Origin of the sequence: Brevibacillus gelatini, from assembly GCF_050920745.1 — a bacterium.
Taxonomy (GTDB): Bacteria; Bacillota; Bacilli; order Brevibacillales; family Brevibacillaceae; genus Brevibacillus; species Brevibacillus gelatini.
The window spans coordinates 2,226,334-2,250,245 of sequence record NZ_CP154342.1; the positions used below are offsets into that span (position 1 = coordinate 2,226,334).

19 protein-coding genes are annotated in these 23,912 nt (G+C 54.3%); all 19 read left to right on the plus strand.

All coding sequences use genetic code 11. From position 1 onward, the window contains the following. Positions 1-123: 123 nt before the first annotated feature. Entirely contained in the window at positions 124-3,006 is a 2,883-nt protein-coding gene (locus AAFJ72_RS11050; RefSeq protein ID WP_122903849.1) for a PAS domain S-box protein, read from the plus strand. A 209-nt stretch (positions 3,007-3,215) separates the two neighbouring features. Beyond that, positions 3,216-4,226, plus strand: coding sequence for a LacI family DNA-binding transcriptional regulator (locus AAFJ72_RS11055; RefSeq protein ID WP_122903848.1), 1,011 nt, complete (start codon positions 3,216-3,218; stop codon positions 4,224-4,226). 55 nt (positions 4,227-4,281) lie between these two features. Continuing rightward, entirely contained in the window at positions 4,282-5,250 is a 969-nt protein-coding gene (locus AAFJ72_RS11060; RefSeq protein ID WP_122903847.1) for a sugar phosphate isomerase/epimerase family protein, read from the plus strand. An 18-nt stretch (positions 5,251-5,268) separates the two neighbouring features. Continuing rightward, positions 5,269-6,318, plus strand: a complete 1,050-nt coding sequence (locus AAFJ72_RS11065; RefSeq protein WP_122903846.1) for a Gfo/Idh/MocA family protein — start codon at positions 5,269-5,271, stop codon at positions 6,316-6,318. Positions 6,319-6,389: 71 nt separating this feature from the next. Further along, positions 6,390-7,718, plus strand: coding sequence for an ABC transporter substrate-binding protein (locus AAFJ72_RS11070; RefSeq protein WP_122903845.1), 1,329 nt, complete (start codon positions 6,390-6,392; stop codon positions 7,716-7,718). Between the two features lie 122 nt (positions 7,719-7,840). Beyond that, a complete protein-coding gene (locus AAFJ72_RS11075; RefSeq protein ID WP_122903844.1) occupies positions 7,841-9,151 on the plus strand; it encodes a carbohydrate ABC transporter permease in 1,311 nt (436 codons plus the stop codon). A gap of 13 nt (positions 9,152-9,164) precedes the next feature. Then, on the plus strand, positions 9,165-9,992 hold the full coding sequence (locus tag AAFJ72_RS11080; RefSeq protein WP_122903843.1) for a carbohydrate ABC transporter permease: 828 nt from the start codon (positions 9,165-9,167) through the stop codon (positions 9,990-9,992). Positions 9,993-10,116: 124 nt separating this feature from the next. Further along, positions 10,117-10,488, plus strand: a complete 372-nt coding sequence (locus AAFJ72_RS11085; RefSeq protein WP_432777106.1) for an acyl-CoA thioesterase — start codon at positions 10,117-10,119, stop codon at positions 10,486-10,488. A 225-nt stretch (positions 10,489-10,713) separates the two neighbouring features. Beyond that, positions 10,714-11,043, plus strand: a complete 330-nt coding sequence (locus AAFJ72_RS11090; protein WP_432777107.1) for an ArsR/SmtB family transcription factor — start codon at positions 10,714-10,716, stop codon at positions 11,041-11,043. Positions 11,044-11,108: 65 nt separating this feature from the next. After that, on the plus strand, positions 11,109-11,549 hold the full coding sequence (locus AAFJ72_RS11095) for an ArsI/CadI family heavy metal resistance metalloenzyme (RefSeq protein ID WP_432777108.1): 441 nt from the start codon (positions 11,109-11,111) through the stop codon (positions 11,547-11,549). Positions 11,550-11,571: 22 nt separating this feature from the next. Further along, the gene (gene arsC / locus AAFJ72_RS11100; protein ID WP_432777109.1) at positions 11,572-11,976 is read left to right on the plus strand and encodes an arsenate reductase (thioredoxin); all 405 of its coding nucleotides are present in this window, start codon (positions 11,572-11,574) and stop codon (positions 11,974-11,976) included. Between the two features lie 402 nt (positions 11,977-12,378). After that, complete coding sequence (locus AAFJ72_RS11105) at positions 12,379-13,293, plus strand: hypothetical protein (protein WP_432777110.1); 915 nt, start codon at positions 12,379-12,381, stop codon at positions 13,291-13,293. Between the two features lie 282 nt (positions 13,294-13,575). Continuing rightward, on the plus strand, positions 13,576-14,541 hold the full coding sequence (locus tag AAFJ72_RS11110; RefSeq protein WP_432777111.1) for a CsxC family protein: 966 nt from the start codon (positions 13,576-13,578) through the stop codon (positions 14,539-14,541). Positions 14,542-15,029: 488 nt separating this feature from the next. Continuing rightward, complete coding sequence (sbnA, locus tag AAFJ72_RS11115) at positions 15,030-16,034, plus strand: 2,3-diaminopropionate biosynthesis protein SbnA (protein WP_432777112.1); 1,005 nt, start codon at positions 15,030-15,032, stop codon at positions 16,032-16,034. 28 nt (positions 16,035-16,062) lie between these two features. After that, on the plus strand, positions 16,063-17,076 hold the full coding sequence (gene sbnB / locus AAFJ72_RS11120; RefSeq protein WP_432777113.1) for a 2,3-diaminopropionate biosynthesis protein SbnB: 1,014 nt from the start codon (positions 16,063-16,065) through the stop codon (positions 17,074-17,076). A gap of 25 nt (positions 17,077-17,101) precedes the next feature. After that, positions 17,102-18,976, plus strand: coding sequence for an IucA/IucC family protein (locus AAFJ72_RS11125; protein ID WP_432777114.1), 1,875 nt, complete (start codon positions 17,102-17,104; stop codon positions 18,974-18,976). Further along, positions 18,973-20,217 (plus strand): MFS transporter, encoded by a 1,245-nt coding sequence (locus tag AAFJ72_RS11130; protein WP_432777115.1) that lies wholly within the window; start codon positions 18,973-18,975, stop codon positions 20,215-20,217. Before AAFJ72_RS11125 ends, AAFJ72_RS11130 begins: the two co-directional genes overlap by 4 nt. Further along, the gene (locus tag AAFJ72_RS11135; RefSeq protein WP_432777116.1) at positions 20,214-22,055 is read left to right on the plus strand and encodes an IucA/IucC family protein; all 1,842 of its coding nucleotides are present in this window, start codon (positions 20,214-20,216) and stop codon (positions 22,053-22,055) included. Before AAFJ72_RS11130 ends, AAFJ72_RS11135 begins: the two co-directional genes overlap by 4 nt. After that, entirely contained in the window at positions 22,052-23,896 is a 1,845-nt protein-coding gene (locus tag AAFJ72_RS11140; protein WP_432777117.1) for an IucA/IucC family protein, read from the plus strand. The genes AAFJ72_RS11135 and AAFJ72_RS11140 overlap by 4 nt, the downstream gene beginning before the upstream one ends. The last annotated feature ends 16 nt before the right edge of the window (positions 23,897-23,912 follow it).

Here is a 23,912-nt window from a genome sequence, read left to right on the forward strand (position 1 = left end):
TGGTGAAGAGCTAATTTTTTGATAAAAAGGAAATTTCAAGAAATTGTCGAAAGATTTCATGTAAAATCGCGGGCACCCACTTTTTTGCCGCAGCCAAGTTTTCTAATCTGGAGGGTGGAGACCATGAATCAGCGGATAGCTCTGGATCGATTTGCTAATCTTTCTGAAGAAAGAGTAAAGCTTGAACTGGAATGGGAACGATACGTTTCAGGAATCAATGATAAACCAGCCATTCGACCGCTGATGTACGAATCCTGGCAACGCTGTCAGGAGCAAAGCATCCATCCTCTGACCAACAAAACAGCGATCACCCTGTCGCAGGAAGAGATTGAGGCATTTTGGCAGGATGATTCGCTGCAGCGCATCCTCAAGCCGCTTCTGGATCAGCAGAAGGAAGCTGCGATGGATTCTGGTCACTTGGTCACGTTTTGCAATGCAGCAGGCGAAATTGTTCACCTCGATGGCAATTTGTCGCTCATGCTGAAAGCAGAAGACATGAATTTTGTCCTCGGCTCTTCCTGGGCGGAAAATCGGGCGGGAACGAACGCCATCGGGACTTCGCTGGTGACAGGCAGCCCCGTGCAAGTGTTCGCCGGAGAGCATTTTTGTCAGGAGGTGCAAAAATGGACGTGCTCGGCCGCGCCCATTCGCGACCCTGCTACCGGTGACATTCTGGGGGTGTTCAACCTCACTGGCTTGTGGAGGGTCAACCATCCCCAGTCGCTTGCAACAGTGATCTCCGTGAAGCAAACAGTTGAAAACTACTTGCGCAACCAACTGGAGCAGGAGCGTTTGCGCCTGACGGAGCGCTTCTACAAGCTCGTGTCATCTCCAGGGTGCAGCCCTTTTTTGGTGCTGGATCGCGGGGGCAAGGTCATCCATGCCTCGGAGACCCTGTACGAGCAAGGCTGGATCGATCATCAGCAAAATTTGCTCGGCGCACCGCCAGGAGCACTGAAGATTGTTTCGAAATCGCAGTGGGAGGCAGAGCACCGGAAAGGAACGTGGCGTTTTGAACGAATCCCTTATATATACGGCGGCAAACCAATCGGCTCTGTCGTTTACGCCATCCCGCCGAGCGGTTACGAGCCTGCTTTTTGCGAAAAAGGGGCGCAAGACGCGTCCGTAGATGCAGGCGCTGCTTCACCGAACAGCGAACGGGGACAGCTGCCCGAGCCGGAAGAGAAGGCCAAGCCAACCGTCCGCAGCGAGTTGTTTTACCGGTCGCTTTTTGAAGACAACCCTGCGGCAATCATCTGCTGCGACTTGCAGGGCAACATCTTGGACGCCAATCCGTCGGCGGAGAGATTGGTAGGCTATCCTGTCGAAGATTTGCAGGCGACCAACCTCCGCAGTTTGATTTTGTCGGAATGCACCGACAAGCACCCCCGTCCGTTCGACCTGGACGCGATGATTCGGCCGCAAGAATTTGAAATCGCTTTCAAACATAAAAACGGTCACAGCGTTGACGTCTGCATTCACAACTTTCCGATGTTTGTGGACAATGAGATCAGCGGCTTTTACGCGATCGCCAAAGACATTACCCGCCACAAGCAGATCGAGGCGGATTTGCGAGCGACGAAGGAACGGCTTGACCTGTATTTGCGTAATACAGAGGATTCGATTGTTGTGCTCGACGTCGACTTCAAAATTCTCAAGGTAAACCGCGCCTTTGAGCAAATGTACGGGTGGAGCGAGCAAGAGGTTGTCGGAGACACGCTGCCCACGGTTCCCGATTTTTTGCGCGAGGAGTTTCAATTGCTGCAGCAGGAAATCGTGCGCAGTCGCCATGTGATGTCGTATGAGACGGTGCGGCAGCGCAAGGACGGCAGTTTGCTCGATGTCAGCGCCTTCATTTTGCCGCTCCCGGATGCGGAAGGAAATCTGCTCGCTTTTGTAGCGACGCAGCGGGACATCTCGGAGCACAAGCGGATGGAGGCCGCGCTGATCGAAAATGCAAAGCTGCTGCGGACTTTAATCAATGCCATGCCGGATTCCGTCTGCTACAAAGACGGCGAAGGCCGCTGGATCGAAGCAAACGACAGCTGCCTGCGCATTTTTGAGCTGGAGGACGTTTCTTATCGGGGGAAGACCAATGCAGAGCTTGCGCAACTGTCGCCCCATTACAAAAGAGCACTGCTGAAATGTGCCGAATCGGACAGGCAGGTGTGGGAAGAGGGCAAGCCAGTGCGGCTGGAAGGGAGCGTATCGATCAGCCAGGACGAAACCCGCATTTTTGACGTGTACAAGGTTCCGATCTTTGACCCGGATGGCAAGCGTAACGGACTGCTGGTCATCAGCCGGGACATTACCGAGCTGAAAAAGACGGAAGAACTGCTGCGCAAATCGGAAAAGCTGTCTGTCGTCGGTCAACTGGCCGCAGGTGTTGCCCATGAAATCCGCAATCCGCTGACTTCGATTCGCGGCTTTACCCAATTCATTCTGGAAGGCAATGACAAGCGGGAGTATTTTCAGACGATCCTCTCCGAGCTGGATCGCATCCAATCGGTTGTGAACGAATTTCTGGTGCTCGCCAAGCCGCAGGCCGTCAACTTTACGCCGCGCAGCCTCTCGCCGCTCTTGCATCAGGTAGTCGAGCTGCTGCAAACCGAGGCGATTGTAAACAACGTGCAGATTACGATGGAGCTGGACGCGACTGCGGCGATGGTCAATTGTGAAGAAAATCAGTTAAAGCAAGTCTTTATCCATATTTTAAAAAATGCGATCGAAGCCATGTCAAGTGGCGGGTGCATCACGATTCAGCTTCAGCAGATCGAAGACACCCTTTCTGTGAGCATTCAGGACCAGGGAGAGGGGATCGACGAAGAGCGCATCCGAAAGCTGGGCGAGCCGTTCTATACGACGAAAGAAAAAGGGACAGGTCTTGGCCTGATGATTAGCTACAAAATCATTCAAGCCCATCAAGGGCGCATGAAAATCAGCAGCCAGCGGAACATGGGGACGACGGTAGAGATTTCGCTGCCGGTATATACACCCTTTGCATGAGCTTTTGGAGATAGCCCAGGGGGAAAGCCTCTGGGTTTTTTTTGTGGCATTTTTCGACAAATAGAACTGTATTTGACAGAAAAAGTCGAAAAAGAGAAAGTGACAGAATATTGACAACAATAATTATCTGATGTTATTTTTGGGGTAGGAAAACGTTTACCTGAATGTGAGAAAGTGAGTGAAAAATCATTCCAGTCACGATAAAAGACATTGCTCAACTCGCCAACGTCTCGATTGCCACCGTCTCGCGTGTATTGAACAACTCCAAACCAGTCAGGCCGGAGTTGCGCGAGCGGGTTTTGCGCATCGTTGAGGAAACGGGCTTTCAGCCGAATGCGATTGCCCGCAGTCTCGTCAGCAAGGAGACCCGAATTATCGGAGTCATGATTCCGGACATCAACAACAACTTTTACTCCAATCTCACGTACGGCATTGACAGCGTGCTTAGCAACGACGACTACAGCATGTTTCTGGCCATCTCGGACGAGGTGGTGGACAAAGAGCTGAAGTATCTGCGTCTGTTCAAGGAAAAGCAGCTCGATGGCGTCATCATCGCCAGCATTCACTTTTTGGAGAGCAACTTCCAGACGCTCCACGAAATGCAGGTGCCGATGGTCGTGACGGGCCATGACTTGCCCGGCTACCAGATCCCGACCGTGAACGTCAACAACGTCCAAGCGTCCTACGATGCCACAGCCTATCTCATCTCGCAGGGCCACCGGAAAATCGCCTGTGTCTCCGGTCCGCTGTGGGACCCTCCGTGCGGGCTGGACCGCATGGGCGGATACCGCAAAGCGATGCGCGCGCACGACCTGCCGATTCACGACGGCTTTGTCGTGGAGGGAGATTTCACCGCCAAAAGCGGCTATGAAGCCATGCGCCGTATCTGGGAGGAAGACGTGCGCCCGACCGCCGTGTTTGTCGCCACAGACCTGATGGCTGTCGGCGTGCTCAACTACTTGCACGACCACGGGATTCGCGTCCCGGAGGACATCTCGGTCATGGGGTTTGACAACCTGGAGCTGGCCTCCTTGACCCGTCCGATGCTGACGACCGTGCACAACGACCCGTTCATGTACGGCAAGGCAGCGGCAGAGCAGCTGCTCAAGCAAATCCGCAACGAGCCGGTGGAGCGGATGAGCATCGTGCCGCACCATCTCGTCATCCGGCAAAGTGTAAGCGCTATAAACGAGGAAACATCACGATCTGCCCATAGATAAATCTGCAAGCTTTGCGCGAGAAAGCGATAAAAGCGATGATGAAGGAGGAAAACATGTGAAGCTCGGTGTGTTTACCGTTCTGTTTAGCGAAAAGTCGTTTGAGGACATGCTCGATCACGTGAAGGAGGCGGGACTGGAGGCGGTGGAAATCGGAACGGGTTGCTATCCCGGCAATGCGCATTGTCCGCTTGATGAGCTGTTGGAAAGTGAGCAAAAGCGCCGGGCGTACCGCAAAGCCGTTGAGGATCGGGGGCTGGTGATTAGCGCACTCAGCTGCCATGGCAACCCGCTTTCGCCAGACAAAAGCTTTGCCCGGCAGTCGCACGATACGTTTGTCAAAACGGTCCAGCTGGCTGAGCTTTTGGAGGTTCCTGTCGTCAATTGTTTTTCCGGTACAGCCGGGGATCACGAAGGCGCGAAGTACCCGAACTGGCCTGTCGCTCCATGGCCGAATGAATATCGCGACGTGCTGAACTGGCAGTGGAACGAGAAGCTCATCCCGTACTGGCGGGAGTGGGGCGGCTACGCCAAGTCGCATCAGGTCAAGGTCGCCTTGGAGATGCACGGTGGCTTCCTCGTCCATACGCCAGGGACGCTGCTCAAGCTGCGCGAGCAGGTCGGAGACGCCATCGGAGCCAACTTCGATCCGAGCCATATGTGGTGGCAAGGCATTGATCCGGTAGCGGCGATCAAACTATTGGGAAAAGAAAAAGCGATCTACCACTTCCATGCAAAGGATACGTATATCGATCAGGAAAAGGTGAACATGTACGGGCTGACCGACATGAATTCGTACGCCAATCTCAATGAGCGGGCGTGGTATTTCCGCACGGTCGGCTACGGACATTCGCAGCAGACGTGGGCGGACATGATGAGCGCCCTGCGCATGAATGGCTACGATTACGTCATCAGCATCGAGCACGAAGATGCGCTCATGTCAATCGAGGAAGGCTTCCAGCGTGCCGTGCAAAACTTGCAACAGGTCATTTTGCGCGAGCCGATTCATACTCCATGGTGGGTGTAGGAGGGAGGTGTGACAACTATGCAAACGCACAAAATCGGAATCATCGGAGCAGGCGGGATCGCTCAGGCTCATCTGGAGGCAGCCAGGAGGGAACCGCGCGCCGAGGTTGTCGCCATTGCCGATGTATCGACGGATATGGCCAACGAAAAGGCGCGGCAGTACGGTATTCCGCACGTATTTGCCGATTATCGGGAGATGCTTGCCGAGTCGCAGATCGACGCTGCAATCGTCTGCGTCCCGAACTATTTGCATGCCGAAGCTGCCAAACAGGCGTTGGCCGCAGGCAAGCACCTGCTGTGCGAAAAGCCGATCGCGCTGAACGCCGGACAGGCACAAGAAATGATCGATGCAGCGAAGCAAGCCGGGAAAATTTTGATGGTCGCGCAAAACAACCGCTTTCGCAGCCAAGCCCTGCAAGTCAAGGCATGGCTGGATGAAGGCAGACTGGGCACGATTTACCACGCCAAGACAGGCTGGGTTCGCCGCAACGGCATCCCCGGCTGGGGAAGCTGGTTTACGCAAAAAGAGCTGGCTGGCGGCGGGCCTTTGATCGACATCGGGGTACATATGCTCGACTTGACTTTGTGGCTGCTCGGTCATCCGAAGCCGGTATCTGTACTCGGTCAAACGTATGCGCAATTCGGCCCGCACAAGCGTGGACTGTCAGAGTGGGGAAGACGTGTGGATGACGGCAAATTCGACGTGGAAGACATGGCCGTTGCGATGATTACGTTTGAAAACGGATTTTCGCTCACACTTGATGCCAGCTGGGCTTCTCACATTGAAAAAGAAAACGTTTTCCTGCAACTGTACGGGCAGGAGGGCGGTGTCTCGTTTGACTTGCTGGAGGAAAAGCTCACGCTGTACCACGAGTGGGGCGGCGTGACGGCAACGACGGAGCTTTCGCCAAAGCCCTGCAATGAACGGGTTCTCTTGCTCGGCAATTTCCTCGATGCGATCGAAGGCAAGGCACAGCCGCTTTGCACTCCAGAGCAAGCCTTGTACATTACCCGGTTGATCGAGGCGATTTACCAGTCGGCGCAAACAGGCGAGGCTGTCCGACTGTAACGATGGTTTCTTGTCCTGCTTCTGCAGGCGAAGAAATAGATTCATACAAAGAGCATAGGGGGTTGAATTGTATGAAAGTGATGAAACGACTTGCATCAATGGGACTTACCTTGACGGTTGCACTCTCTTTGGCAGCATGCTCATCCACTCCGCAACAATCCGCGCCCGCCCAGGGACAGCCCACAACAGACACATCCAACACAGAACCTGCGTCACAGCCTGCAGAAAAAGTCAAAATCGTCTACGCCCGCGGCAAAGACTCTACAGACTCCACGAAAAGGCTTGTGGAAGCTTTTCAGAACGCTCACCCCAACATTGAGGTAGAGATTCGCGAAATGCCTGCGGATACCGGACAGAGCCACGACCAGTACGTCACGATGTTCAGTGCGCAATCGTCGGAGATCGACGTGTTTGACCTGGACGTCATCTGGCCCGCTGAATTTGCCCAGGCCGGCTATCTGCTTCCGCTCGACCGCCTGATCGAGCAGGACGGAATCGATACCGGAAAATACATCAAAGGGGCGATGGATGCTGGGAACTTTGGTGGTCAGCAATGGACCATGCCGAAGTTCATCGATGCCGGACTGCTGTTTTACCGCAAAGACCTGGTCCAAGAGCCGCCCAAAACATGGGATGAATTGATCGCGCAGGCAAAAGCCACGAAGGGACAGGGAGGCACGAAATTCGGCTACCTGATGCAAGCGAAGCAATACGAAGGACTCGTGTGCAACTTCGTCGAGTTCATTGCCTCTTACGGCGGCAAAATTCTCGATGAACAGGGCAATGTAGCGATCAACAATCCGGCCACCATCAAAGGCTTGCAGAAAATGATCGAAGTCGTCCAATCGGACTTCGTGCCAAGCAACATCACTACCTTCATGGAGACAGAATCGCATACCGCCTTCCTGGAAGGACAGTCGGCCTTTATCCGCAACTGGCCGTACCAGTTCGCACTGGCGCAGGATCAGGCCCAATCGAAAATCGTCGACAAAGTGGCAATCGCGCCGCTGCCAGCAGGAGATGCAGGGTCTGCAGCCGCACTCGGCGGCTGGATGGGCGGAATCAACAAGTTCAGCAAACATCCGAAAGAAGCTTGGGAATTCCTCAAGTTCATGACAGGAGCCGAGGGACAAAAAATTTCGGCGGTACACGGCGGCCTCGCCCCAACTCTGCTGCCTGTGTATGAAGATGCTGACGTGCAAAAGGCAAGCCCGTTGTTTGCCAACAAAGATTTCGTAGATGGCGTCAGCGCTGCTGTTTCCCGTCCGACCACCCCGATTTATCCGAAAATTTCGGAAGTAATCCAGATCGAGGTGTCCAAGGCACTCGCCGGACAACAATCCGCCGAGCAGGCTGTGCAAAACATGGAAACAAAAATGAACGAACTGATGAAAAAATAGCCGAAGACAAGCTGTAAACAAGAACGGGTCCGCATCGCTTCCGGGGGAGGATGTCTCTCCCGGGAGTGAATGGATCTCGCACAGTTCCACGAGGCTTTCAATCAGGAGAAGGTGGTGAACGGATGAATCGACAAAACAAAGGGTCCCTTACGGAAAAGCAGATGGGCTATTTGCTGATTTTTCCCGCACTGCTGATTATACTTGTCATCGCGATTTGGCCTGTCATGCGATCATTTTGGATCAGTCTGCACGACATCCGGCTGAATGACCCGACAAAGACTGAGATCCATTCCTCGTATGGTCTGGATATGGAGCGCTACGTCAGCACGCTGCCCAATTTGCTCCGCTATGTGAAAAAAGAGGCGGAGACAGCCGAAGGGGCAACGAAGGAACGGTTGGACGCAGTCCGGCAGCAGATCGAGCAAATGCATGCTGCCCTCAGCCAGACAGGCGAGATCGCGAGTCGCTATGAAGCTATCGATCAGCTTTTGCTGGAATTCAAGCCAGTGCCCGCCGAACTGAAGTACGTGACACTCTCGGCTGAGCAGACCGAAACCATACGGACTACCTTGGCGACAGCAGAGTCGACGCTCCTGGAGCTCGGCGCGCAAAAGCAGTTGTCCAAGCCCGAGGGGGCAGTCGGTGTCGTGTCGGGAATCAAATCCTCGATCATTGAGCCGAACTACGTTGGCTTCACCTACTACAAGCAGTTTTTGACCGACAACCGCATGTGGGCGGCTTTGTATAACACGTTCTTTTTTACGGTCATTTCCGTTGCGATTGAGCTTGTCCTTGGCTTGGGTATCGCGCTGCTCATCAATCGGCCGTTTCGCGGGCGGGGGCTTGTCCGCGCAACTGTCCTGATTCCGTGGGCCATTCCAACGGTGATTTCCGCGATGATGTGGAAATTTCTCTACGACGGACAAAACGGGATCGTCGCCCATCTGTTTGAGGCGACAGGACTTGTTTCGGACATGGGCGTGCTGCTCTCGACAAAGGCAGGCGCAATGTTCTCGGTCATTTTGGCGGACGTCTGGAAGACGACTCCGTTCATGGCGCTGTTGATCTTTGCCGGCTTGCAGACGATTCCGCAAAGCTTGTACGAAGCCGCTTCTGTAGACGGAGCCAGCCGCTTGCAACAGTTTTTCCGCATCACGCTGCCCATGCTCAAGTCGACGATTCTTGTAGCGCTATTGTTCCGGACGCTGGATGCCTTCCGCGTGTTCGACCTCATTTACGCGTTGACGGGCGGTGGACCAGCCAACTCTACCGAAACGATTTCCATCTACGCCTACAAAACGATGTTTGCGCAGATGAGTTTTGGGGAAGGCTCGGCGCTCGCTGTCATTGTCTTCTTGTGCGTCGCCTTGATCTCGATTGGCTACGTGAAAATTTTGGGGGCAGACCTCTTGGGTGAAGGCAACAGAAGATAAGGAGGAAACGCGCATGCAAAAAAGTGCAGGGCCCTTGTTCTACATTGGATTGCTGCTTTTTGTCTTCGTCGTCATGTTCCCATTTTTATGGATTTTGCTTGCCGCACTGAAGCCGCCCGGAGAGCTTTTTGGAGAGCGCGCCTTTCACTTTATCATCCAGAATCCGACGCTCGACAACTTCATCCGGGTCTTCACCGAACGGCCATTCGCTACTTATTTGTGGAACTCGACGGTAGTAGCGACGCTGACGACGTTGTACTCGATCACAATCGCGTCCTTTGCCGCGTACGCGATTGCCTGGCTGTCTTTTCGCGGGAAGACGATCATTCTCGGCGTCGTGTTGGCGGTATCCATGTTCCCGCAAATTGCCACGATCTCGCCGATATTCATGTTCATGCAATCCATGGGTCTGACCAACAGCTACCTTGGCCTGATTATTCCGTACACGACTTTTGCGCTGCCGCTCGCGATCTGGAATTTGACGATCTACTTCCGCAAAATTCCGAGCGATCTGGGAGAAGCCGCAAAGGTGGACGGAGCGAGCGTCTGGCAGACGATGACGAAAGTATTTTTCCCACTGGCAATGCCAGGCGTGTTTACGACAGCGATTCTCGTCTTTATCGCCGCCTGGAACGAATTTTTGTTCGCGCTGACGCTGAATACGCAAGAAGCGATGAAGACAGTTCCTGTAGGTATCGTCATGTTTCAGGGGATGTACACGATTCCGTGGGGGGAAATCTCGGCCGCATCCATCATCGTTACCGTTCCGCTCGTGGTCATGGTGCTGATTTTCCAAAGACGGATCATCTCCGGGTTGACGTCCGGTGCAGTCAAAGAGTGAAAAGTGAAAATGCGCCTGTCTCCCGTGCGATGGACGATGGACAAGGCTGGCAGGAATTTTCCGCGTGGACCGCGAATGTTGACGAAAAGAAACCTGCCAGCACAAAAGAAAAGGGGATTCGTCCATGCCACCTGTTTCACCGTTCGAAATTCACGTACAGCCAGAGGCGATACACGATGGCCATGTGAACAACGTCAAGTACATGGCGTTTTTGGAGCAGGCGCGCCAGCATTGGTATCACTATTTTGCCAGTCTTGGCTTCCGCTCGTTTGTGGCTCAGTTGCACGCGGAGTACAAAAAGGAGGCTTTTCTCGGCGACGTCCTGTTGATTCACTCGTACATAGAACGGGTGGGCAATACGAGCTTTGTTCTCCGGCAGCTCATCCGCAACCAGCATGATGAGCTTGTCCTGCAAGCCGACGTTACGTTTGTCGCTATTAGCGTAAGAACAGGCGAAAAAATGCGTGTGCCCGACGAGCTGCGCAAACAGGTGTAAGCAGGGCGAAGCCCTCCAGGAAAAAACACGACAGAGCAGAAAGAAAGAGTCCGATCGCTTGGAAATCGGGCTTTTTTGGCGTGCAAAAACAAAAAAACGCCAAAAGAACGACAACACGTTTGCAAAGCAGCGCCCCGAAAGATGTTTCATCAAAAAAAGTTGATGCAATGATTGCATTTTCTTAAAAATCATGCTTATAATATATTCATCAAAAAAAATTGATGAATGGGGTCATCTTCCGTGAACAATCTCAAACAAAAGCTGGACCAGTATGAGAAGAAATTCAAAGCTCTCGGCGATCAGAGACGATTAGAAATTATGTATGAGCTATGCCAAAGAGGGAAAACGTGCGTCTGCGACCTTACAGAAGTTTTTGACATGCCACAATCCAAGCTTTCGTACCATCTCAAAATTTTGCTGGACGCCAACCTAATTACAAAAGAGACAAGAGGAACCTGGAGTTACTACGATCTGAACGATGAGGAAGTGAACCACCTGCTATCGGAAGAGCTATGCTGCATCTTCAGGAAAGCTGGCAAAGGAAGCTGCTGCTAATTTTTTTTAAACCTTATATCAATTTTTTTTGATGAATAACATTTGAATCTGGGGAGGAATCAGAAATGAAGTATGTACATGTTGGAATTAATGTTTCGCATTTGGAGAAGTCAGTGGAATTTTACCAAAAAATGTTTGGGGTGGAGCCTGTAAAGGTCAAGGGTGACTATGCGAAATTTTTGCTGGAAAGCCCAGGGCTAAACTTTACCTTGAATGTTCGGGACGCTGTTAGTGGTAACCAGGTGAATCACTTCGGGTTCCAGGTTGAACGTGCAGAAGAGATTGCCGTTCACAAGGAAAGGTTGGAAAAAGAAGGCCTTTTGGTACGTGAAGAACTGGATACGACCTGCTGTTATGCTGTCCAGGACAAATTTTGGATCACCGATCCGGACGGAAACGAATGGGAGTTTTTTTACACAAAGGCTGACAGCGATCTCTCGCAAGCAAACCAAGATGCTTGTTGTGTAAAGGAACATACAGCGCAGGATAACAATTCGTGTTGTTAAGCCAAAAAAAGGGGCTGATAGGATGGAAAACAAAAAAACCATATACTTCTTGTGCACTGGGAACTCTTGCCGGAGTCAAATGGCCGAAGCATGGGGAAAGAAATACTTGGGCCATGCCTGGAATGTGTTTTCAGCCGGAATTGAAGCGCACGGTATCAATCCCAATGCGGTGCGAGCGATGCAAGAAGTCGGAATTGACATGTCCGCCCATACCTCAGATGTGATAGATCCAGCCATATTAAACAAAGCAGACCTTGTTGTGACGCTTTGCCATCACGCGGATTCTGCCTGCCCGACAACACCCTCGCATGTAAAACGGGTCCATTGGGGCTTTGATGATCCTGCCGGAAAAGAATGGCGGGAATTTCAGCGGGTTCGCGATGAAATCGGTTCGCGAATCAAGAAATTCGCCGAAACGGGAGAATAATATTTTTTCCATGAAAAAGCTGAGCCTTTGCAAGGCTGCATGTTGTTGGACTGTCGAACTTGCAGAGAGACTGAAGACGTGTAAGCCCGTACCTTCGCGGTAACGGGCTTCTTCCACGTTAAAATCCCCGTTTCCCTCCGAATAAATCGCTTACGTAGAGCAAGCTCGGCTGCTGCTGTCAACGAAGACAGTCGACTATACCCAACGGGCACGGCAACGCGTATGAATATAGCAAAGAAGTAACGCGACAGACCGAAAGAAAGGAGGTTGCACATGGCTGTCCCCCATCCGAAACGAGCATCGACGAAAAAGCTGCCTTTTTTAAACAACGCAGAATTAAAAAGGGCCCCGAAAAGCCCCCAGCAAAAATTTTTGCGTGTAAAGCAAGCGGAAAAGCAGGGCATGGCAGCTGACAAGCATCCGCCGCAGCGAGCGGGAGGAACCAGGCTTGCCAAAAGCAAAGGGCCTCTCGTCCGTGACCAGGCCAGACAGGAGCGAAGGGGCGGAAAGCCTGTCGTCAAAAAGCTGCCCTGGTCCAGGTCACTTTTGACCAAATCGCCATGGACCAAGTCGCAGCGTCTGCGGAGGTCTGCTGCCCGGCCGACCGAGGAAGGATGGGAGCAAACCGAGGAGCAGTACGACGTAACGGAACAGGAGACTGCCGAAGCCAAAAGCGAGGTCAAGACCGAACCTGAATCTGAACCTGCAACGGATACGGCAATCGTCAGGCTATCGCAACAACAACAGCCCATGCCCCGGCAACAAGCGAACACAGCGAACAATCATGTAGTGTTTGCCGATGTGTCGTACTCCGAACAGGCTGAGCGCTCCTATGTGCAAGTGCCCGTGCTGGAAGAGGTGTGGGAAGTAAACTGGGTACACCCGATCCAGGCCTGCTGGAAACAGGCGTGGCATACGCTTCAGCCGCAGATCGCCATCGAGGTGCAGGAGACGCGCCATGAGAACAACGGTCGAGTCGTTTGGGTTCGGGGCGAATTTGAACTGACGGCATTTGGCACGACAGGAGAGGCGGGACAAGTCGCGCATGAGACGCTGCGCCTTCCCTTTACTTCCACCGTATTGCGCCCGCCCGTTGCCCGCGAAAAAACGGAAGCGGGCGTCCTTGTCGACAACAGCCCGCTGGCCTTGCAGGAAAAATGGATCGAGACCGGAGAGTGGAAAGCAAGTCTGATGTCCGAGCCGTTTTTGCAGCACGGTGCAAGCGGGCACGTTTACAACGGAGTGGCGATGGTAAGCGGGCGAATTTGCTGGTTTCGCAAACAGCTGGTTCCGCTCAGCAGACTGGGTCAGGTGTGAGGCCTGCTTTTTGCCGGACGATCAAAAAGCAGGCAGGAGGACCATAAGAACTGGTTGCCCGCCCACAGATCACCATAGTGGCAGGCGGATGTACTCTTGGAACGTCCGGGCCGTACATAGACTTACACCAAATACTTACTTAGGTAAATATAAGGAGTGGACTTTGCAAGCTCACAAGAAAAAATGGGTAAATTGCGCTCGGCAACAGCCAAGTCCAATGGAGAGTCCAGGCCATACAATGAATGGTAAGTTCGGGAACGGAAAAAGGAGGCGATAACCAACATGGGGAAACAAAACGACTCAAAAGAAGGCAAGTTCAGTGTTGAATATTTTTGCAATGACGACAAACACAAGCATAGGGACAAGCACGAGCACAAAGACAAGCATAAACACGAACACGAATATAAGTTCAAGCTCGAGCACGAACACAAGCACGAGCACGAACACAAGCATAAGTTCGAATGCAAATGCGGGCATGGGTACAAGCACAAGCCTGACAAGGAGTTCAGTGTCAAGGCTGAACAGGAGCTTGGCAGCAAGCCCGTCCCTCATTCCTGTGCGGTGGAAAATGTGCGCGTGTTCAGCTCCAGTCTCGAAGCGACCACGTTTCCGAAGACGATCAAGGTGCCTGTGACACTGGCGGAAATTTCCGTCGTGGTCTGTGTGGAAGCCAATATCCAACTGGAAAAGCCGGCGCTGGAAATTATTCGCACGTGGAAAAGTGTCATTCTCGAACAATGCGAGCTCGTTCCGACCTTCAATCCGTATGCAGCCAAACTGTTTGGCAGCGGCTTCATCCGCAAAAACATCGAGTACGCCACCGCCGATCACCTGTCGGAAAGTGCGGTTTGCGGAGATATTCGCCACGTTTCTGCCTTGCTGCCATTCGATTTTTGCGTGGGCATTACCTTCCCGACGGGCGGCCCGTCTCTGCAGCTTACACCAGATGTCTCTTCATCCGGCGAGCTCGGCAACAAAGCGGGAACGGCTGCCCAGTTGAACATGGGATTGTTCGGAAATCGCCAGGTGTATAACGAAAAGCCGTACTGTGAGCTGGTGTACTCCGAATTTACCGAATTGGACATCGGGCAAGGCTCGAAAAAAGGGCAAAACGTCGAGCAGCCGTTTTCAAGCGTGCGGGAGAAAATCGTCCTGAATCTCGGGCTGAAAGTTTTGCAAGATCAGCAAGTGCCACTGCCCGTGCCTACACCTCCCCCTCCGCACAAGCCACCATTTACGTGCAAGTGATTTCGACAAGGAAATGGCGAAAAGAAGAGGCGGGAGAGTGTGCCTCTTCTTTTTGGTTCCGTAACCGGACCAACAATGGGCATGTGGGGGCGCTTTTCTACATACAAAAAGGAGTGGGCATGAAGCGGCCGAAGATAACAGACAGGTAGTCCAAGAGGCGTGAATTTATTTTGCAAATCAACAAAAAAAGCGACAATTCGCATACATAAGTTCAAACGATTGTATGGCTGGAAGTCTTTTTTTTCGTCAAGGCAAATAGGTCGAGGGGAATAAAAAATGGCGAAACGTAGCCCTTGATTCGCGCAAGAAAAGGGCTTCTTTGGCATTGTGCGAGCAATTGCCCGACGGAGAAGCAGGTGTCGAATCATGAAAGAAAAAAATTCCATGTTACTAATTGACATTAAGAATCATTATCAAATATTATGTATGTGCAACATATACAACGATAATGATTTTCATTATCGAAAAATGAAAGGGAGAATGTGCCTGTGGTGATTCGATCCAATCTGGAAGTAGCTGGTGGAAGAAGTACCGCTTCTGATTCTATTGTTTCATGCGTAGGGAACACCCCCTTGGTCAAGCTGAGCCGCCTGTTCGCGCAACACGAGGTGGAAGTTTTCGCCAAGCTGGAACTGATGAATCCCGGCGGAAGCATGAAAGATCGTCCAGCGCGTTACATCATCGAGCAAGGACTGCAAGACGGCACCATCCATGAGGGCACGCATTTGATCGAGAGTACGTCTGGGAATCTTGGTATTGCCATCTCGATGATTGCCAAGGTCTACGGGCTTACGTTTACGTGCGTCGTCGACCCCAAGATCACGAAGACGAACCTCACGATCATCAAGCAGCTTGGTGCCAACATTGAAATGGTGCAGGAGCCGGACGATCAGGGCGGGTATTTGAAAACGCGGATCAAGCGGGTAAAAGAACTCTTGGCCACGATTCCGAATGCCTACTGGATCAACCAGTATGCGAATGAAAACAACTGGAAGGCGTACTACCACGGCACCGCGCGTGAAATCGTCGAGCAGACAGGCGGCAAGGTCGACTATCTGGTTATGGCCGTGAGCACGACGGGAAGCATCCTGGGAACCGCGCGCAGACTGCGGGAAGCAAATCCGAATCTGAAGGTCATCGCGGTGGATGCTGTCGGATCGGTCATTTTCGGAGCGCCGCCTGCCCCGCGCGAGCTGCCCGGCATCGGTTCCAGTCGTGTTCCTGAACTGTTCAAGCGGGAGGAAATAGACGACGTCGTTTTTGTCAGCGACAGCGAATCCGTGCGGGGATGCCAGGAACTGCTCTCGGCGGAAGGGATTTTTGCCGGGGGGTCGTCCGGCTCCGTCATTTCAGCGATTCAAAAAATCATCTCGACTCTTCCAGCCGGATCGCGCGTAGTGACGATTTTGCCGGATCGAGGCGAGCGCTATCTCGACAGTGTGTACGATGAAGCGTGGGTGCAAAAACTCAGCAAGTCAGCCGTAACGGTATAACGTGAGAAAAAAGGAGCGATCACAAACCATGTCCAACCAACCATCCATTTTGTATTTGTCCAAGTCTGATATTTTGCAATTAGGGGGCAATTCGTCCGATTTGTATGTGAAAGCTGTATCACGGGCGCTGGAGCTGCATGCCAAGGGAGATTTTGTCCAGCCCTTGAAGCCGTACTTGCGTGTCAATGAAGCGAACGGTCATATTGCAGACCGGATCATCGCCATGCCGGCTTATGTTGGCGGGGAAGCGCCTGTCTCCGGGCTCAAATGGATCGGCAGCAAGCACGACAACCCGAGCAAACGAGGGCTGGAGCGGGCCAGCGGCTTAATCATCCTGAATGACCCGGCCAACAATTATCCGATTGCCGTCATGGAAACCAGCCTGATTAGTGCGATGCGTACCGCTGCCGTGACCGTGATCGGGGCGCGCTATCTCGCCAAAAAAGATTTTCAGACTGTCGCGTGCATGGGTTGCGGCGTGATCGCCAGCACACAGCTTCGCTCCATGCTGGAGCAATTCCCGCAGATTACGACAATCTATCTGTTTGACCTGAATAGCGATGCGGCTCGCCGCCTGGCCGACCAGTTGCGCGAAAAAGCGCCGTCGGTGGAGGTCGTGATTGCCACAAGCGCCGAGCAGGCGGTGCGTGCAGGAGAGGTCGTCATTACGTGCACGGTGGTCGACAAGCCGTACATTCCGTTTGAATGGCTGCAAAAAGGAGCGTTTGTCAGTAACATCTCGATCATGGATGTACATAAAGAGGTCTTCCTGAAAGCGGACAAAGTCGTGGTGGATGACTGGGATCAGTCGAACCGCGAGAAGAAAGTGATTAACCAGCTCGTGCTGGAAGGAGCGTTTTCCCGCGAGCAGCTACATGCGGAACTGGGAGAAATTTTGCTGGGGAAAAAAGCGGGACGGGAATCCGCGGATGAGATCATTCTCTTGAATCCGATGGGCATGGCCGTCGAGGATATTTCGAGCGCTTATGAAATCTACCAGAAAGCCGTTGCAGAAAACGTAGGGACCCGACTGCCTCTGTAAGGATGCGAGAGGAGAGGAACTAGCGATGGAAACGGATTTGCTGAAAAAAGAGCATTCGCTGTGGCAAAGGGCAGAACAACTCGTTTTTTGCGACCTTCTCAACGCACTTTTGCAAGAAAACCTGGCCGGGATGCTTGATCGGGCACGAATGGAGCGAGTGTGGCCGGGGCCTTCCGGTCACGAATGCAGCGAGCTTGACGAGGGCGAGCATTATCTGTGCCTGCCGCTTGACCGTGCGCGCAGTCTGGTCGTGCGCGTTAAAGCTACGAAGTTTATCCAGCCGTACAAAATCAGCAGGCTGCCCGTGGTGCTGATCGATCACATGAGAAGCAGCGTGCAGGAGCTGGACCCGATCACGTTCATGCAGCTGTTCGCCGACTCGCTCTCTGCGGCGGAGCGGCAGGCAAGCATGCCGAATTTGCAAGACTTTCAGACAGAACTGCGAGATTCGATTCGCCATACGGCTTTGTCGCTGCAAGCGAGCACAGGGCAAAACGGGCAAAAGAGCGACGATCCGGCGCTGCTGCAAGCGGAACGCTTTTCCGCCATGCGGGATCGTCCTTTTCATCCGACATCCCGGGCAAAAAGAGGCTGGAGCGACGAAGAGTACCGCGCGTACAGCGCCGAGTATGGGCAAACGTTCGGGCTGGATTGGTTTGCTGTCCGCCGCGACTACATCCAGGCGAGTACAGAGAAGAATATCGCCGACTTTATTTTGGACGATGCAGAAAAAGCGAGCTTGCAACAAGCGGCGAACCATGCCGGGATTGACGGCCAGCGCTATTTGCTGATGCCTGTCCACCCCTGGCAGACGGATCGCGTCCTGCCAGCTTATTACCGCGAGGAACTGGCGCAGCAGATATGCGTGCCCGTCGTGCGGGGATTAGGTGAGTTTCGTCCGACTTCTTCCGTGCGGGCGCTGGCTCCCTCAGACCGCCAACGCTACCACGTCAAGGTGCCAATCGGCATTTATTCTCTCGGGGCACTGCGCCTGTTGCCACCGCGCTATTTGCACAACGGAGCCGAAGGACAGCGATTGCTTGCGAGCGTCATGGAAAAAGACGAGTGGCTGAAAAAGCGGCTGCGCCTGTGCGATGAAACGAACTGGTGGGGCTATCATGACCCGGCGGGCGATCCGTTTGCGGATAAGCCTGGCCATCTGGCGTGCCTGATTCGGGAATACCCGGCTGATTTGCTGCATGACGAGGCTGTGCAGTTGATCCCGATGTCTGCCCTGGCTGTCGTCGATCCGCATGGAAAAAACACGCTGTTTGCCACATGGCTGCGGGCACGCTTTGGATCAGAGGCAGGAGTGGCGGAAGCTTTGCAACTGTTCCGTGAAGTTTGCCGCATGCTGATCGGAACGTCGCTTCGCCTGTTCCGCTACGGGATCATGCCGGAAATTCACGGACAAAATGTAATGCTGATCGTGCGCGATCACCAGATAACGGGTCTTTTGCTGCGCGACCATGACACGATCCGGCTGCATCTGCCGTGGCTTGCGGCGGAAGGCTTGCAGGAGCCTGCGTATCGCATCAAGCCGGGTACGCCGAACAGTCTCATCAACGAAACGCCGGAGCAACTGCTGTCCTATTTTCAAACGTTGGGCGTACAGGTCAACCTCTATGCGATTGCCGATGCCCTGATGACCGCCTATGCGCTTGAGGAAGCCGCGTTCTGGCGCATGATCGCGTCCGTTGTACGCGAATCGCTGGAGGAAGCGGACTTGCCAGAGAGGGTAACAGACATCTGGCAAAGACAACTGCTTACGTCCGATACTTGGCCGATCCGCCTGCTATTGACGCCGCTGTTGAAGCGCACCGATTCCGGCGGCGGGAGCATGCCTGCTGGCACAGGGAGCACTGGCAATCCGCTCCGGCTGCTCGAAACAGAAAAATGAGCAGTGCGACTTCCTTTGCCAAAAGCTTCCGCATTTTGTGGGCGGGACAGTTTTTCTCCACGTGCAGTCTGACGGTCATCGTCCCGTTGCTGCCTTTTTACATGGCGGAGCTTGGGGCAACGCTTCCGGAAGAAAACAGGCTCTGGACGGGAGTGGCGCTGGCAGCTCCGGCCGTGACGATGTGCCTGTTTTCGCCGCTCTGGGGAAAATACGGCGATCACGTAGGGAAAAAGTGGATGGTTGTGCGCGCTTTGGCGGGTATATCCATCAGTTTACTTTGGATGGGGCTGTCCGGTTCGCCGCTTATGTTTGTGCTGGCACGGCTGCTGCAAGGCGCTTTTGGCGGTGTCGTCGATGCGGCGGCCGCTTTTGCAGGGGCACAGGCGAGCGAAGGGACGAAAGGCCGCGCCCTGGGCAATCTGCAAAGCGCGACTGCCGCAGGCTCGCTTGCCGGGCCGCTGATCGGCGGGCTGCTCTCCGACTGGTTCGGTCTTGCGACGATCATCTTGTGGAGCGCCCTGTTTACCGCGCTGTGCAGCGTAGCGGCGGCATTGGTTCTGCAAGAGCCAGCTCGCCGCAAGAGCCAAAAACGTTACGAAAAGCTGCCGATTGCCCATGCCTCCCGGGAAATGCTGCGTCATCCCCGGCTGCGGAACATGCTCGTAGCCGGAATGCTCGCCCAGTTTGGCGTGTACGGCCTGGTCGCGATTTTTGCGCCCCACGTGGAAGGACTTGTCGGGAGCACATACGCCGCTTCCTGGGTCGGAGTGCTCCAGGCCGTGACCTGGGGGGCGACGTTTCTTGCTGCGCCTTGGTGGGGGCGGCTCAACGACAAAAGACGCGTCGAGAAAAATGTGTGCCTGGCCACGCTCGGTTGCGGCCTCAGCATCGTGCTGCAAACGTGGCCGACTGACGCCCTCTGGCTGCTGCCGCTTCGGGCGCTGCAAGGCTTTTGCTTTGCTGCGCTCATCCAGTCGATTTTTCTCGTGGTCACACTGGAAACAGCCGACAACCACCGCGGCGTCTATATCGGTCTGGCCAACTCTACGCTGACCGTTGGCCAAATTATCGGTTCGTTACTGGGAGCGGGATTCGGAGCCCTGCTTCCACTGGAATGGGCGTTTTTTGCGATGGGGATTTCGTTTTTGAGTGGTGCCGGCTGGCTTGCGCTCACCGCTTCCCGCAAGCAACTGGCCCACGCCGCTCTACCTTATCATGCCAAAGAGGTGAAGAATGAGTGACACTAGACACCGTGACAAACAGACGCAATCTGGCCGAGACAGCGGCAATCGAGCGTCTATTCAACGCTTTTTTGCGGGAGACAGGGGTGTTTGACCCGACCGTGCGAGCAGAGGGAGGAGCGCTCGCCGACTTGCCGCCGGACATCGTCTCGCAGCTGCAGGCGGAAGGTGTGCCGATGCGAGTGAAGCTGCCCGCGACAGCGGTGGAGATCGTCGGCTCGCTCACCTATTTTTCCGCTTTTGGCCATCATCGGTACGGTCATTCGCTATGGCTGCTGCAGGAGGGAGGGAAGAAAATCTCGCCCGTACTTGCGGCGAGCAAGCTGGCGGAGGCGCTCTTGCAGGAGCTGGCAGAAACCGCGCCGCCCTCCCTGCCCAAGACAGAACTGGTCAACACGTTGCTCACCCAGGTCGAAAATTCCGTCCACAAGACGAACACGTATGTGGACTACAGCCTGCGGGAAAAGCGCGTCCTGATGGAACTGCAAGGAATGGAACGGTTCTATGCCGCTGAACAGGCGATGGTGTACGGCCATCCGTTCCATCCGACACCGAAAAGCTCGCAAGGCTTTACGGCTCAGGACATGGTGAAGTACGCGCCGGAGCTTGGGGCTTCCTTTGTCCTGCACTATTTCGCGTGCTCTCCCGAGATTGTCAGGGAAGTGAGCTTGACCGACGAGCTGCACGACAAGGAGTGGATTCCTCAGGCGGTGTACGAAGCGGCAAAAAGCAAGCTGACCGAAGTGCAGCAATCATACCGTCTGCTGCCGTGCCATCCGTGGCAGGCTGAACATGTGAAAAGTTGGCCGATTGTGCAACGTCTCCTGGAAAGTGACCTTCTGGTCGATCTGGGACCGATCGGAAACAAGGTGTACCCGACTTCGTCCGTCCGAACCGTGTGGGACCCCTATCACCCTTATTTTTTCAAGCTGCCGCTGAATGTCAGAATCACGAATTTTATTCGGGTCAATCCGCTCGATCAGCTGGAACGAACGATGGATGCCAGCCGTGTCATGAAAAAATTGGCGCCGCACGTGCAGAGCGCAACTTTTACGATCCTGCAGGAATCAGGCTACCGCACGATTGCCCCACAAGCGGCTACGCCGGAAGAACGCGAGAAGCTGACCGAGAGCTTCGGGGCGATTTTCCGGGAAAATCCCGCCGTGCTTCCGCTGGATCGGGACGTGCCGATCGTCGTCGCCTCCGCGCTGGAGGAACCGCCTCATTCGGCGTGCCCGCCGATCATGGACGCTGTGCGCAAGTCGGCGGAAAAGCAGCCGCAGCTTTCGCTATCTGCTTGGCTGGAACAGTGGCTGCGGCAATATCTTGAAATTTCCTTCGTGCCGTTGCTGCGCCTGTTTGTCCGGCACGGGGTCAGCATGGAGGCGCATGTGCAAAACTCGATGGTCGCGTTTCGTGACGGCTGGCCCGTCCACTTTTACGTGCGCGATCTGGAAGGGGTCAGCATCAGCCGCAAACACGCCCGCGAGCAAGACATGTTTGGCCAATGCCTGAAGGAAGACAGCCCGGTGCTTTACGCAGAGGAAGAAGCGTGGAGCCGATTCCAATACTACGTCATCGTCAATCATGTCGGGCATCTCGTCAGCACGCTGGCCTACTACAGCGCGGTTCCGGAGGAAAAGCTGTGGCACATCGTGGGCGACGCAATCCGCTCCGCAGACTTTTTCCAGGAAGCACAAGCTATGCTCGAAGATTTGCTGGATTCGGAAACGTTGCCCGCCAAAGCGAACTTTATCAGCAGCTTCCAGCGTCGCGGGGAAAGACCTCTCTATGTCCCTGTCCCCAATCCGCTGGCGCAATCGAGGAGGAAACAATGAAGCAGATCATGGCACCAACCGATTTTGCCAAGCAGGCTGCCACCGTCGAAGCAGCGATTCAGTCCGAACAGTACGTCCAGGTGCGGCGAAGAATTTTTCGCCAACTGCTCGAAGCGTTGCTATTCGAAGGTGTGATTCCGGCCAAAACGAATGAGGAAGGGAACGAAACGGTATTTTGCATCGCGGGCCAGACAGAGGACGGCAAGGCTGTCAGCTACATTTGCCGCGGGCAGCGCCGCTTCACCTTCGGGCGCATCCGTCTGTCTGACGCCCCGATCCTGCGCCTGAGCGACGCGGGGAGCGCAGAGGCGCAGTCGCTCGCCCAGTTTTTGCTGGAAGTGCGGCATCAGACGGGAGCAGACGAAGAACGCCTAACCGCGTTTATTAATGAACTGGAGCATACGCTGCTCAAGGACACGCTGGCCCAGTACGAGCGCCAGTTGCAGGGCGGTGGCTTCTCCTTGCGCGATTACGACGCACTGGAAGGCGAGATTATGGACGGACATCCGTACCATCCGAGCTATAAATCGCGCATCGGGTTTGCCTACGCCGACAACTACCAGTATGGTCCCGAGTTCAGACAGGAGCTTGGCTTGCTCTGGCTCGCGGTTGAGAAACAGCACGCTCGCTTCGCCATCTCCGGGCATCTGGAGTATGAGCGTCTGCTGCGGGATGAGCTTGGCGAACAGCAGATAGCCGCATTTTCCCAGGTCATCCGAGACCGAGGGCTTGATCCGCACAGCTTTTTGTTTGTCCCGGTGCATCCGTGGCAGTGGGAGAACATCATGACGACGGCTTTTTTGGAGGAATTGCGCCAAAACCGCGTGATTTTGCTTGGCACAGGGCAGGACACATACCGGCCGCAGCAGTCGATCCGCACGCTGGCGAACGCCAGTGCCCCGCACAAAGCTTATGTGAAGCTCGCGATGAGTCTTGTCAACACGTCGACAGGGCGGATTCTCGCTCCGCACACCGTAGCGAATGCCCCGGTCATCTCCGACTGGCTGCATGAGATCGTCCAGTCCGATGACTTTTTGCGGGAGGAAGCCCGCGTGGTGCTGCTGCGTGAGATCATGGGAATTTCTTATGACGCTCCGCCACATTCCGCGCTCGTACAGGCCAAAACGTACGGGGTGCTTGGCTGCATCTGGCGGGAGAGCTTGCATCCTTACCTGGAACAGGGCGAGCAGGCGCTGCCCTTCAACGGACTTTGCTCCCTCGATGGCAACGGTCGTCCGCTGATCGCACCGTGGATCGAGAGCTACGGGGCAGAGACATGGCTGACCCGCCTGTTTGAAGCAAGCGTGCTGCCCATCGTACACATGCTCTATGCACACGGTATCGCCCTGGAATCGCATGCGCAAAACATGGTGCTGCTCCATCGGGACGGCCTGCCTGTGCGCGTCGCACTGAAAGATTTTCATGACGGCATCCGTTTTTCCAAAACATATCTTTCGGCGCCGGAACGCTGCCCGGCATTGTTCGAAACCCCAGCCTATCACGCCCGCGTAAACCGCAACTCGTTTATTGAAACCGATGATCTCGCTTTGGTGCGCGACTTTATGCACGATGCCTTTTTCTTCATTAATATAGGCGAACTGGCATTGCTCATGGCAGACGCTTTCGGCTTTTCCGAAAAACGCTTCTGGGAGCTTGTGCACCAGGTGCTGGAGGCGTACCAACAGCGGCATCCGCATCTCACAGAGCGCTTCTCGCTTTTCGACTTGTTTGCACCTGCGATTGAGGTTGAGCAGCTCGCGAAACGCAGGCTGTTTGCGGACACGGAGCTGCGTGTACACAAAGTGCCAAATCCTTTGGCTGCCAGCAGGTCGCCTCGTTAAAAACGAAAAGGAGAAG